Source organism: Marinobacter sp. tcs-11, assembly GCF_002049515.1.
Classification (GTDB): domain Bacteria; phylum Pseudomonadota; class Gammaproteobacteria; order Pseudomonadales; family Oleiphilaceae; genus Marinobacter; species Marinobacter nauticus.
This window is the reverse complement of record NZ_LLYU01000013.1, coordinates 15900-28186: the sequence shown is the minus strand read 5'-3', so window position 1 is coordinate 28186 and position 12287 is coordinate 15900. Positions and strand designations below refer to the sequence as shown.

At 61.6% G+C, this 12287-nt stretch carries 11 protein-coding genes; 5 read left to right on the top strand and 6 right to left on the bottom strand.

The window, feature by feature from the left end; all coding sequences use genetic code 11:
• The first annotated feature begins 99 nt into the window (after positions 1-99).
• The 5 genes from ARC85_RS13910 (at position 100) to ARC85_RS13890 (ending at position 6243) form a co-directional block, all read left to right on the top strand.
• Positions 100-1707, top strand: a complete 1608-nt coding sequence (locus ARC85_RS13910; protein WP_011785594.1) for a carboxyl transferase domain-containing protein — start codon at positions 100-102, stop codon at positions 1705-1707.
• A 14-nt stretch (positions 1708-1721) separates the two neighbouring features.
• On the top strand, positions 1722-2531 hold the full coding sequence (locus tag ARC85_RS13905) for an enoyl-CoA hydratase-related protein (protein ID WP_286715148.1): 810 nt from the start codon (positions 1722-1724) through the stop codon (positions 2529-2531).
• The gene (locus ARC85_RS13900) at positions 2531-4519 is read left to right on the top strand and encodes an acetyl/propionyl/methylcrotonyl-CoA carboxylase subunit alpha (protein WP_011785596.1); all 1989 of its coding nucleotides are present in this window, start codon (positions 2531-2533) and stop codon (positions 4517-4519) included. Before ARC85_RS13905 ends, ARC85_RS13900 begins: the two co-directional genes overlap by 1 nt.
• Positions 4519-5418 (top strand): hydroxymethylglutaryl-CoA lyase, encoded by a 900-nt coding sequence (locus tag ARC85_RS13895; RefSeq protein WP_011785597.1) that lies wholly within the window; start codon positions 4519-4521, stop codon positions 5416-5418. The genes ARC85_RS13900 and ARC85_RS13895 overlap by 1 nt, the downstream gene beginning before the upstream one ends.
• An 84-nt stretch (positions 5419-5502) precedes the next feature.
• Positions 5503-6243 carry an SGNH/GDSL hydrolase family protein gene (locus tag ARC85_RS13890; protein ID WP_011785598.1) on the top strand — a complete coding sequence of 247 codons (741 nt, stop codon included), beginning with the start codon at positions 5503-5505 and terminating at the stop codon, positions 6241-6243.
• Here the strand turns inward: ARC85_RS13890 and ARC85_RS13885 are convergent.
• From ARC85_RS13885 to ARC85_RS13860, 6 genes are read right to left on the bottom strand one after another with little or no spacing between them, the layout of a single operon-like run.
• A complete protein-coding gene (locus ARC85_RS13885) occupies positions 6215-6640 on the bottom strand; it encodes a PaaI family thioesterase (RefSeq protein WP_011785599.1) in 426 nt (141 codons plus the stop codon). The genes ARC85_RS13890 and ARC85_RS13885 overlap by 29 nt on opposite strands.
• Before the next feature lie 11 nt (positions 6641-6651).
• Complete coding sequence (gene mmsB, locus ARC85_RS13880) at positions 6652-7539, bottom strand: 3-hydroxyisobutyrate dehydrogenase (RefSeq protein WP_011785600.1); 888 nt, start codon at positions 7537-7539, stop codon at positions 6652-6654.
• A 40-nt stretch (positions 7540-7579) separates the two neighbouring features.
• Positions 7580-8665, bottom strand: a complete 1086-nt coding sequence (locus ARC85_RS13875) for an enoyl-CoA hydratase/isomerase family protein (protein ID WP_286715146.1) — start codon at positions 8663-8665, stop codon at positions 7580-7582.
• A 13-nt stretch (positions 8666-8678) separates the two neighbouring features.
• Positions 8679-9458 (bottom strand): enoyl-CoA hydratase, encoded by a 780-nt coding sequence (locus ARC85_RS13870; RefSeq protein WP_011785602.1) that lies wholly within the window; start codon positions 9456-9458, stop codon positions 8679-8681.
• 43 nt (positions 9459-9501) lie between these two features.
• The gene (locus ARC85_RS13865; RefSeq protein WP_011785603.1) at positions 9502-10668 is read right to left on the bottom strand and encodes an acyl-CoA dehydrogenase family protein; all 1167 of its coding nucleotides are present in this window, start codon (positions 10666-10668) and stop codon (positions 9502-9504) included.
• 22 nt (positions 10669-10690) lie between these two features.
• On the bottom strand, positions 10691-12184 hold the full coding sequence (locus ARC85_RS13860; RefSeq protein ID WP_011785604.1) for a CoA-acylating methylmalonate-semialdehyde dehydrogenase: 1494 nt from the start codon (positions 12182-12184) through the stop codon (positions 10691-10693).
• Between the last annotated feature and the right edge of the window lie 103 nt (positions 12185-12287).

The following is a 12287-nucleotide window of genomic DNA, read 5'->3' as shown; positions in this document are numbered from 1 at the left end:
CATGGATGGCCGGAGAGAAGCGCACATGGATGTGCTCGTAGCGGTTTTCGGAACGACACCCCTCCAGGCCCGTGCCCCCAACCCGAGGGACCACGGAACATGACGATACTCCAAAGCAAAATCAACCCAAGGTCCGACGAATTCCAGGCCAACCACCAGGCCATGCAACAAGCCGTCGCCGACCTCCGGGAAAAAGTCGAAAAGATCCACCAGGGCGGCGGCCCCGACTACCAGAAGCGCCACACCGACCGAGGCAAACTCCTGCCCCGCGAGCGCATCAACACCCTCATCGACGAAGGCTCCCCCTTCCTCGAAATCGGCCAGTTCGCCGCCTACAACGTCTACGACGAAGACGTCCACGCCGCCGGCGTGGTCGCCGGCATCGGCCGGGTCAGCGGTACCGAATGCATGATCATCGCCAACGACGCCACCGTAAAAGGCGGAAGCTACTACCCGCTCACCGTCAAAAAACACCTGCGGGCCCAGGAAATCGCCGAAACCAACCGCCTGCCCTGCATCTACCTGGTCGACTCCGGCGGCGCCAACCTGCCACGACAGGATGAAGTCTTCCCCGACCGGGACCACTTCGGGCGCATTTTCTACAACCAGGCCCGAATGTCTGCCGATGGTATCCCCCAGATCGCCGTCGTTATGGGCCTGTGCACCGCCGGCGGCGCCTACGTACCCGCCATGGCCGACGAATCCATCATCGTGCGCAACCAGGGCACCATCTTCCTGGCCGGCCCGCCACTGGTCAAAGCCGCCACCGGCGAAGTGGTCAGCGCCGAAGACCTGGGCGGAGCCGATGTCCATTGCAAAACCTCCGGCGTGGCCGATCACTATGCCGAAAACGACGCCCACGCCCTCGAGATCACCCGGCGCTGCATCGCCAACCTCAACCGCCGCAAACCCGTACCCGTGGAAATCCGCGAACCCAGGGCACCGCTGTATAACCCGGACGAAATCTACGGCATCGTGGGCACCGATTTGCGCAAACAGTTCGACGTACGCGACGTGATTGCCCGTATCGTCGACGGCTCCGAATTTGACGAATTCAAGCGCTACTACGGCTCCACCCTGGTGACCGGCTTCGCCCATATCCACGGCTACCCCGTGGGCATCATCGCCAACAACGGCATCCTGTTCAGCGAATCCGCCCAGAAAGGCGCGCACTTTATTGAACTGTGCTGCCAGCGCAACATCCCGCTGCTGTTCCTGCAGAACATCACCGGCTTTATGGTGGGCCAGAAATACGAAGCCGAAGGCATCGCCAAGCACGGCGCCAAGATGGTCATGGCCGTGGCCTGCGCCAACGTGCCCAAGATCACCGTGCTGATTGGCGGCAGCTACGGTGCCGGCAACTACGGCATGTGCGGCCGGGCCTACAGCCCGGACTTCCTGTGGATGTGGCCGAATGCCCGCATCTCGGTGATGGGCGGCGAACAGGCCGCCAACGTACTCGCCACAGTCAAACGTGAAGGCATGGAACGCAAAGGCCAGGACTGGAGTGCCGAAGAAGAAGCCGAATTCAAGAAACCCATTGCGAATAAATACGAACAACAGGGCCACCCCTACTACGCCAGCGCCCGCCTGTGGGACGACGGCGTGATCGACCCGGCCCAGACCCGGGAAGTGGTTGCCCTCAGCCTGTCTGCCACCCTGAACCGACCCGCCAAGCCGACGCGCTTTGGCGTGTTCCGCATGTAACCGGAGAGAACGCCATGACTAAACAGACCTCTGCCGTTCTGCTCAACTACCTGGAAGGTGGTGTTTCCGAAATCGTGCTGAACCGGCCAGACAAGCGCAACGCCTTCGACGACGCGATCATCCAGCAACTGATCAAGGCGCTGGAAGTCACGGAACGAGACGACCAAACCCGCGTTGTCCTCCTGCGCTCCGAAGGCAAACACTTCTCCGCCGGTGCCGACCTTGGCTGGATGCGCCGCATGGCAGACAACGACCACGCCGAGAACCTGAACGACTCCCGGGAACTGGCCAGGCTGATGAGCACCCTCAACCACCTGTCCAAGCCGGTGATCGGCCTGGTTCAGGGCGCAGCCTACGGTGGCGCAGTCGGCCTGGCAGCCTGCTGCGACATCGTACTGGCCACCGCAAACGCCAGCTTCTGCCTGAGTGAAGTGAAACTCGGCCTGGTTCCCGCCGTTATCAGCCCCTACGTGGTGCGGGCAATCGGCGAGCGTCAGGCCCGGCGCTATTTCATCTCCGCCGAAGTCTTCAGCGCAAAACAGGCTTGCGAATACGGGCTGGTGCACATCGTCTGTGACGACGAAGCTTCCATGCACGCCCGCTGCAACGAGCTGCTGCTACAACTGGCCGGCAATGGCCCGCAAGCCATGAGTGCCGCCAAGGACCTGGTGTTTGCTGTCAGCCACAAGCCCATCAGCGCCGATGTCATCGAAGACACCGCCCAACGCATCGCCGACATCCGTGCGGGTGAGGAAGGCCAGGAAGGGCTCAGCGCTTTCCTGAACAAACGCAAGGCCAGCTGGGTTCCGGGAGATAACACATAATGTTCAACAAAATCCTGATCGCCAACCGCGGCGAAATCGCCTGCCGGATTATCCAGACCGCCCACCGCATGGGTATCCGCTGCGTGGCAGTCTACTCAGACGCTGACGCCAACGCTCGTCATGTCGCCATGGCAGACGAGGCCTTCAACATCGGCCCGGCCGCCAGCGCTGACAGCTACCTGAAAGCCGACACCATTATCGACATTGCCAGGCAGAGTGGCGCCCAGGCCATTCACCCCGGCTACGGCTTCCTGTCTGAAAACACCGGCTTTGCCGAAGCCTGCGAAGCCAACGGCATCGTATTCATCGGCCCGCCCTCTTCGGCCATCGCCGCCATGGGCTCCAAGTCCGCCGCCAAGGCGATTATGGAAAAAGCCGGTGTGCCTCTGGTGCCGGGCTACCACGGCAAAGACCAGTCGCCGGAGCTGCTGCGGGCCGAGGCTGAGAAATGCGGCTTCCCGCTGCTGCTGAAAGCCGTTGCCGGTGGTGGTGGTAAAGGCATGCGGGTGGTGGAAACAATGGCCGACTTTGATGACGCCCTGGCCGCCGCCCAGCGGGAAGCGAGGAACGCTTTCGGCAACCCGGACATGCTGATCGAACGCTACCTGACCCAGCCACGGCATGTGGAAATCCAGGTGTTCTGCGACCATCAGGGCAGCGGCATCTACCTGGCCGAGCGGGATTGCTCGGTGCAGCGTCGCCACCAGAAAGTACTGGAAGAAGCGCCCGCACCGGGGCTGAGCGAGGCCACCCGTAAAGCCATGGGCGAGGCCGCCGTGAAAGCCGCGCAAGCCATTAACTACGTGGGCGCCGGCACCGTCGAGTTCCTGTACGACGTAGACGGCTCGTTCTTCTTCATGGAAATGAACACCCGCCTGCAGGTGGAACACCCGGTTACCGAAATGGTCACCGGGCAAGACCTGGTGGAATGGCAGCTGAAAGTGGCCTGGGGTGAGCCCCTGCCGCTGGCCCAGGAACAGGTGAAAACCCGCGGCCACGCCCTGGAAGCGCGCATCTACGCCGAAGATCCGGACCAGGACTTCCTGCCTGCCACCGGCACCCTGCGTTACCTGCGCACCCCGGAAGAATCCGCCCACGTGCGGGTGGATACCGGCGTTACCGAAGGGGACGAGATCAGCATCCACTACGACCCGATGATCGCCAAGCTCATCGTGTGGGACGAAACCCGGGAACAGGCCATCAACCGCATGGTGCAGGCCCTGGAGCAGTACCGCATTGCCGGGGTAAAAACCAACATCCGCTTCCTGCACGCCCTGGCCGATGCCGAACCCTTTCGCCAGGCCGAGCTGACCACCGGTTTCATTGATGACCACCGCGAGCTGCTGTTTCCCGCTTCCGGCCCGGATACCGGCAAGGTTCTTGTGTTGGCTGCCGGCTTTCTCCTGGAACACCGCAAGTCCCGTGAAGTGGTCAGCACAGACCCCTGGTCGCCCTTCGGCCGGCAGAACAGCTGGCGCTTGAATTCCGACTACGCCGAACCCCTGGCCCTGCAGGTGGGCGAGGAGGTGGTTGAACTAAGGGTTCTTGAGCAGGATCACGGCTATCAGATAACCCTCGGCGACAACCGCTATACCCTGCAGGCCAGCCTGCAGGACGATTACCTGCAAGCGGTCATCAATGGCCACCGCCTGTGCGTGTACGGCAACCTGCACAACGACGAACTGGTGTTGTTCCACGAAGGCAACAGCATCACCTGCAAGCTCTACCGTGAACGCTGGGAAACCGAAGACCTGGCCGGCGACGGCAGCCTCTCTGCCCCCATGAACGGTGCCATTGTGGCGGTGCAGGTGCAGGCTGGCGATAAGGTCACCGCCGGCCAGACTCTCGTAATCATGGAAGCCATGAAGATGGAGCACGCCATCAAAGCCCCGGCCGATGGCACCGTCAGCGAGGTGTTCTTTGCCCAGGGCGACCAGGTATCCGAAGGGGCGGAGTTGATCGCCATCGAGATTGAGGAGACTGAGTAATGGCCTTCCCGAAACGTGTCCGACTGGTGGAAATGAGCCCCCGGGACGGCCTGCAGAACGAACCCGGCCCGGTGATTGCTACCAGCATCAAAACCGGGCTGATCGACCGGCTGGCCGACTGCGGCCTTACCCACATCGAAGCCGCCAGCTTTGTCTCCCCCAAATGGGTGCCACAAATGGGTGATGCCGCCGAGGTCATGGCCGGCATCACTCGAAAGGCCGGCGTGCGCTACTCTGCCCTCACCCCCAACCTCAAAGGCTTCGAAAATGCCCTGGCGGCCGGAGCCTACGAAGTTGCGGTGTTCGGCGCCGCCTCCGAAAGCTTTACCCAAAAGAACATCAACTGCAGTATCGCCGAAAGCCTGGACCGCTTCGCTCCCGTGGTGGAAGCAGCCCGCAAGCACGGCATTCCGGTGCGCGGCTACGTGTCGACGGTGATGGGTTGCCCCTATGAGGGTGACATTGAGCCAGGGCAGGTCGCCAGCGTCGCCAAGGCCCTGTACGACATGGGCTGCCATGAGATTTCCCTGGGCGACACCATCGGCGTAGGCACACCGCTGAAAGCCAGGCGCATGCTGGAGGCCGTAGCCGCCCATATTCCTATGAATAAGCTGGCGGCCCACTTCCACGACACCTACGGCCAGGCCCTGGCCAATCTGTATGCGGTACTGGAAGAAGGCGTCAGCGTAATCGATGCCTCGGTGGCAGGCCTGGGCGGTTGTCCTTATGCGAAGGGCGCCTCCGGCAATGTGGCCACTGAAGACGTGCTCTACCTGTTAAATGGGCTGGGTATAGAAACCGGTGTCGACCTGGAGAAACTGGTGGCGACCGGCGGCTGGATCTGCGGCCAGCTCAAACGCCACAACGGCTCTAAAGTGGGACAGGCCATGAGCGGTTGAACGTTAAGGGCCCCGCTGCGAACCTTGCGACTAATATCGCCGATACCAGAACCATTCTGCTCCACTAAACCCGGGATCTACGCAATGCATCTTCCATTCTGGCTGACCACGGCTGTGCTCTTTCCGGTGTTGCTGTATCAGGGTATGCGCACTCGTCAAACCACGCCACGGCTGCCGGAGGCCTCCGGATCTCCGTTCGGGCAATATGGTGAGGGCGAGCCCGCCCGGTGCATCCTGGTGATTGGCGAATCCACCGCAGCCGGCGTGGGCGCCCAAACCCACGATCAGGGCCTGGCCAGCCAGCTGGCACGGGAGCTTCATAAGGGAACCGGGCAAACCATCGCCTGGCACACCTTCGGGGTTAACGGTATTCGTTTGAATGCCCTGAACCGGGCGCTGGAACAAACAGACTTACCGGAAGCCGATGTAGTTATCCTGAGCATGGGGGTAAACGACACCACCGGTTTTACACCCCGGAAACGATTCCGCCAGCAACTGCTGGACCTGAGAGAGTTGCTCCAAGCGCGGTATCCGGCACCCCTGATGCTGCTGAGTGTGCCGCCCATGCACCTGTTTACTGCCCTGCCCGCACCCTTGCGCTACGTGATGGGGTGGCGGGCCAGGCTTCTGGACAACATCTACCGGCAACTGGCCAGCGAGATGCCGCAGAACTTCCGCTACACCCGTTACCCGGTTATTGACGATACCGGGTTGTTGGCCAGCGACGGCTACCACCCCGGCATCAAAGGCTATCGGTACATTGCCGAAGCTCTCGCGCCGGAGCTGAGCCGGGGCCTCAGGGCCGATGCTTCTCCGGAGGAATAGAGTACGTCATAGTGGCATGGGCCACCGGCTCCTCCATGCCAGTGGAATAGATCGACACCTCACCCACCGCCATCGTGCGCCCTACTTTAAGCAAGGTAGCGCGGGCCCACACCGCAGCGTGGGCGGCGGGCTTGCGCATGAAGTTGATGTTGAAGTTGGTGGTCACCGCCAGTGGCACCAGGCCGATTTTGCCCAGCAGGGCGGCATACATGGCCACGTCTGCCAGCCCCATCATAACCGGGCCAGACACGGTTCCACCGGGGCGCAGATGGTCGTCGTTCACCTCCAGCTTCATCTCGGCCCAGCCATCCCCCAGTTCCTCCAGGGTGCCGTAGGCGGTACCCTGGGGAAAGTGATCTTCAAGGAAAGCCTTCAGCTCCCCGAATGTTACTTGCATGGCTCTACTGCTCAGTCCGGTTTGTAAAGCCTCAGGATACTCGAAAAGTCCAGCTGACCGTTACCCTGCCCGGCGTGCAGCTGGAACAGGTTTCGGGCCAGGGAACCCATGGGGATGGAGGCCTGGTTGGCGACCGCGTTATCAAACGCCAGCCCCAGGTCTTTGGTCATCAGGTTCACCAGGAAACCGCCCTGGTAATCCCGGGATGCCGGCACCCCTTCCATCACACCCGGCCACGGGTTGTACAGGTTCAGGGCCCAGTTGCCGCCGGAGCTCTGCTTCATGATTTCCGACAGTACCGCAGGGTCCAGGCCATTTTTGACGCCCAGAGCCAGGGCTTCGCTGGTGCCGGCCATCAGGATGGCCAGCATCATGTTGTTGCAGATCTTGGCGACCTGCCCCGCACCGTGGGGTCCCGCGTGGAAGATGTTCTTGCCCATGGCTTCCAGAACCGGCCGTGCCTTGTTGTAGGTGGCCACTTCGCCGCCGCAAATGAAGGTCAGCGTACCGGCCGTGGCACCACCTACGCCGCCGGATACCGGCGCGTCGATAAAGGCCAGGTCTTTTGCCGCGGCGGCTTCTGCCACCGCCCGGGAGGTTTCCGGGGCAATGGTGGAGGAGTCAATCACCAGGGTGCCCGCCGGCAGGGCTGCCAGCAGACCGTCTTCGCCCAGGTACACCGCTTCCACATGCTTGCCCGCCGGCAGCATGGTGATCACGCACTCGGCGCCCTGTGTCGCCGCTTTAGCGGAATCCGCAGTGCTGGCCCCTTCGGCCACCAATGCCTCGACCGCCGGTTTGGACAGGTCGAAAACCGTGACCTCATGCCCCGCCTTCAGCAGGTTGGAGGCCATGGGCCCGCCCATGTTGCCCAGACCAATAAAAGTTACCTTCGCCATCTTGCTTCTCCTTGTTTTTGTAGCAGTGCGCCGGGATTTATCAGTGCCCGGGCGCCTGGCTGAAAAATGCTTCAATCCACTCGTTGTCCAGTTCCGCCAGCGAGGCATAACGCCAGCTGGGCTGCATGTCTTTGTCGATCAGCAATGCCCGGATGCCTTCGGCAAACTCGCCCTTCTTCAGGCAGTTCACCGACATCACCAGCTCGTTATCCAGCACCTGTTTCAGGCTGTCCCGCTGGCTGCGCTGCAGGTGTTTCCAGGTCAGGGCCAGTGACGTGGGTGAGGCGCTCGCCAATCCCTTCACAGCCTTCCCCAGCCAACCCTCTCGGCCGCCCAGATCTTTCAGCTGCGCTACCACCTGCTCAAGGGAATCGCCATCGGTGGCCTGCTGGATATCATCAAAGTGATCACGAACCGGAGACGCCGGCAGCGCCTCCCGGCTTTGCTGTTCGTACTGGCGCAGTACCGAGCTGACAACACTATGGGCGCTGGAACCCTGCCAGTTGGCGGAGGCCAGGGCATCAATCACCTGCCCTTTGAGTTCGTGGCTGACGAACCGGTCTGCCATGCCCACAAACAGCGCATCGGCTGGGTTCATGCGGGTGCCGGTCAGCCCCAGAAACATTCCGGTACGCCCGGGCATGCGGTTCAGGAACCAGCCGGCGCCGATATCCGGGTACAGGCCGATGCTCACTTCCGGCATAGCCAGCTTCGAGTGCTCGGTAACCACCCGGTGGGAGGCTCCGACCATCAGGCCAATACCGCCGCCCATCACAATGCCATTGCCCCAGCACACGATGGGTTTGGGGTAGGTGTGAATCTGGTAGTCCAGCTCGTATTCTTCGGTGAAGAACCGCTCGCCTTCAGCCAGCTTTCCCGGCTCGGTCATGCTGCGGTACAGGGACACGATATCGCCACCGGCGCAGAAGGCCTTGTCGCCCTCAGCTTCCAGCCAGACCGCGCATACGCTGTCATCGTCGGCCCAGCGTTGCAGCTGCGGCTTGAGCAGGCGGATCATGTCCATAGACAGCGAATTCAGGTTACGCGGGCTGTTCAGCCTGGCGACCGCAATCCGGCCACCGCCGTTTGTGGTCCATTCTTCAAATACCATCGGTTGATCGCTCATAGCAGCCCCGGGCTTATCGGTTTTTCCATTCCGGCTTGCGCTTCTCGAGGAACGCATTCACGCCTTCTTTCTGGTCTTCGGTGTGGAACAGCTCTACGAACAGTTCCCGCTCCATGCGCCAGCCATCAGTGTGGCTGCGGCCATCACGGGCGCTCATCACCAGCTGCTTGCAGCGGGCAATGGAAGACGGGCTCTGCTTGCAGGCGCCTTCGGCTAGCTTCAGGGCGGCTTCCAGGCCTTGACCGGACGGCACCACTTCTTCCACCAGGCCAATCTGCAGCGCCTTGCTGGCATCTACCCGCTCGCCGCACAGAATCATGCGCTTGGCCCAGCCCTCGCCTACCAGCCAGGGCAGGTTTTGCGTACCGCCGGCGCAGGGCAGCAGGCCAACACCGGCTTCCGGCAGCGCCATCTGGGCGTGCTCTTCGGCAATGCGGATATCGCAGGACAACGCACATTCCAGGCCACCGCCCATGGCGTAGCCGTTAATGGCGGCAATCGACACACCCCGGAAGGCGGTCAGCGTGGCGAAGGCCTGGCCGAACTTTTGGGCCATCTCGTTGGCCCGGGCACGGTCACCGTCGGCAAAGGTTTTCAGGTCCGCCCCGGCGGAGAAGAATTTCTCACCCTGGCCGGTGACCACCAGCGCGAAGATGTTGCGGTCTGCGTTGAGGTCTTCAATGGTGGCTTCCAGAGCCGCCAGGGAGTCTGCCGTCCAGGTGTTGGCCGGGGGGTTGGCGATGGTCAGGATCGCAATGTGATCGCGCTTTTCCAGTTGAATCAGTTCGCTCATGGTAAATTCCTTTGGTTGTTCCGGTGCTGATGATTGGGGCCGGTTACTGGATGGCTTCGGCAACGCCGTCTTCCAGCATGCGGCGGGCAATAATCAGGCGCATGATTTCGTTGGTGCCCTCGAGAATCTGGTGTACCCGAAGGTCCCGCACATAGCGCTCCAGCGGGTATTCCCGAATGTAGCCGTAGCCGCCGTGCAGCTGCAGGGCTTCGTTGGCCACCTCGAAACAGGCATCGGTGGCGAAGCGCTTGGCCATGGCGCAATGCAGGGTGGCTTCCGGGTCGCCGGCATCCAGCTTGAAGGCACCCAGGCGCACCATTTGCCGGGCCGCCACCAGGTTGGTGGCCATATCCGCCAGCTTGAATTGAAGCGCCTGGAAGGCTGCCAGTGGTTTGCCGAACTGCTGGCGCTCGTGCAGGTAATTGCGCGCCCGCAGCAGCGCCGCCTGGGCGCCGCCAAGGGAGCAGGTGGCGATGTTCAGGCGACCGCCGTCCAGCCCTTTCATGGCGATGGCAAAGCCGTCACCTTCCTCACCAACGCGGTTACTGGCGGGAATGCGCACGTCTTCCAGGGTCACCATGCGGGTTGGCTGACTGTGCCACCCCATCTTTTCCTCGTTCTTACCGTAGGAAACACCCTCGGCATTGGCGGGGATCACGAAGGTGGAAATCCCCTTGGCGCCACTGTCGGCATCACCGGTGCGGGCCATCAGTACCAGCACATCGGTGGCGCCGGCGCCTGAGATAAACATCTTGCTGCCGTTGATCACATAGCTGTCGCCGTCACGAACCGCCCTGGTACGCAGGCTGGCGGCATCGGAGCCGGCCCCGGGTTCGGTCAGGCAGTAGGAGGCCAGCCATTCACCACTGGCCAGCCTGGGCACAAATTCCTGCTTCAGGTCGTCCGAGGCAAAGCTGGCCACCATCCAGGTGGCCATGTTGTGAATGGTGATGAAGGCAGCCGTGGATGGGCAGGCCATGGCCAGCTCTTCCACAATCACCGAGGTGTCCAGGCGGGACAAGCCCATGCCGCCCAGGGCTTCCGGGGTATAAATCCCCATAAAGCCCATCTCGCCGGCTTCTTTCATCACTTCCACCGGGAAGGTGTGATCCACATCCCACTGGCCGGCAAAGGGCGCCATGGTTTTCTCGGCAAAGGCCCGGGCCGCATCCCGGAACGCCAGCTGGTCTTCCGTCAGGTTGAAATCCATCGTTCAGCTCCCTTTCTCACCCTTAACGCAGTTGGATGGAGAAGTTGGCTTCAGAAGACGTTGCCTCAGAGCTGAACCAGCGGGAGGTCACGGTCTTGGTTTCGGTGTAGAAACGTACTGCCTGCTTGCCGTAAGCGTGCTGGTCGCCGTAGAAAGAACCCTTCCAGCCGGTGAAAGAGAAAAACGGCAGGGGCACCGGAATGGGAATGTTCACTCCCACCTGGCCCACATCGATCTCGTGCTGGAAGCGGCGGGCGGCGCCACCGTGGTTGGTGAAGATGGAGGTGCCGTTGCCATAGGGGCTGTTGTTGATCAGCTCAATGGCTTCGCCAAGGTCGTTCGCGTTCATGCAAGTGAGCACTGGCCCGAAAATTTCTTCTTTATAGATATCCATTTCCGGCGTCACCTCGCTGAACAGCGTGGGCCCTACCCAGTTACCGTCCGGCAGGCCATCCACGGTGCAGCCGCGACCATCCAGCATCAGTTTCGCACCCTGCGCTTCACCAGTGGCAATCAGGGCTTCGATACGCTCCTTGGCCTTACCGCTGATAACGGGGCCATAGCTGGCACCGGAGTCGTTCCAGGCACCCGGGCGCACCTTCGCCATGGCTTCCTTCAGTTCCGGGATCCACTCTTGCGCCGCGCCGACAAACACCGCCACGGAGATAGCCATGCAACGCTGACCGGCGGCACCCACAGAGGCACCCACCAGGGCATTGATCACCTGCTGCTTGTCGGCATCCGGCATGATCACCATGTGGTTCTTGGCGCCAGCAAAGCTCTGTACGCGCTTCATGTTGCGGGTACCGGTTTCGTAGATATAACGGCCGACCGGTACCGAACCCACAAAGGAAATGGCCTTGATGGCCGGATCGTTCAACAGGGTATCCACCTGCTCCTTGGCACCGTGCACCACCTGCAGAACGCCCTTGGGCGCACCGGCTTCTTCGAACAGTTCCGCCAGGCGCATCGGGGTGAGCGGATCCTGCTCGGACGGTTTCAGTACAAAGGTGTTACCGCAGGCGATGGCCATGGGGAACATCCACAGGGGAATCATGGCCGGGAAGTTGAACGGGGTAATGCCGGCGCAAACGCCCAACGGCTGGATCCACGAGTGGGTATCCACTTCCCGCGCGACGTTTTCAACGGTCTCGCCCATCATCATGGACGCCACGTTGGCGGCATGCTCTACCACTTCGATGCCGCGCCAGACATCGCCCTTGGCGTCGTCAAAGGTCTTGCCGGTTTCCTGGGACAGGATTTCGGCAATCTCGTCGTGGTGCTCTTTCAGCAGTGCCTGGTAACGCAGCATGACCCGGGCCCGCTCGGATACCGGCGTTTCCTTCCAGCTTTTGAACACTTCGCCAGCGTTGTCGATGGCCTTGCGCATTTCGTCTGCCGTGGCGCAGGGCACCTGGGCGATGACTTCGTTCGTGGCTGGGTTGGTCACGTCGATCCAGTTCTGGGTCTGGCTCTGAACAAATTCACCAGCAATAAACTGAGGTACTTTTTTCATGAGGATGGTCCCTGTTTGTTGTTGTCCGGGAGTGCCGTGGCCCGCTGAATAACGAAACGGACCTGGCGATGATTTTCCAAAAGACTAGCACGCTCCTTGCCGC

Coding starts and splice junctions, on each gene's coding strand:
- ARC85_RS13910 (WP_011785594.1), top strand. CDS start 100: ATGACGATACTCCAAAGCAAAATCAACCCAAGGTCCGACGAATTCCAG.
- mmsB (WP_011785600.1), bottom strand. CDS start 7,539: ATGGCGAAGGTAACTTTTATTGGTCTGGGCAACATGGGCGGGCCCATG.
- ARC85_RS13895 (WP_011785597.1), top strand. CDS start 4,519: ATGGCCTTCCCGAAACGTGTCCGACTGGTGGAAATGAGCCCCCGGGAC.
- ARC85_RS13885 (WP_011785599.1), bottom strand. CDS start 6,640: ATGCAAGTAACATTCGGGGAGCTGAAGGCTTTCCTTGAAGATCACTTT.
- ARC85_RS13905 (WP_286715148.1), top strand. CDS start 1,722: ATGACTAAACAGACCTCTGCCGTTCTGCTCAACTACCTGGAAGGTGGT.
- ARC85_RS13875 (WP_286715146.1), bottom strand. CDS start 8,665: ATGAGCGATCAACCGATGGTATTTGAAGAATGGACCACAAACGGCGGT.
- ARC85_RS13870 (WP_011785602.1), bottom strand. CDS start 9,458: ATGAGCGAACTGATTCAACTGGAAAAGCGCGATCACATTGCGATCCTG.
- ARC85_RS13890 (WP_011785598.1), top strand. CDS start 5,503: ATGCATCTTCCATTCTGGCTGACCACGGCTGTGCTCTTTCCGGTGTTG.
- ARC85_RS13865 (WP_011785603.1), bottom strand. CDS start 10,668: ATGGATTTCAACCTGACGGAAGACCAGCTGGCGTTCCGGGATGCGGCC.
- ARC85_RS13900 (WP_011785596.1), top strand. CDS start 2,531: ATGTTCAACAAAATCCTGATCGCCAACCGCGGCGAAATCGCCTGCCGG.
- ARC85_RS13860 (WP_011785604.1), bottom strand. CDS start 12,184: ATGAAAAAAGTACCTCAGTTTATTGCTGGTGAATTTGTTCAGAGCCAG.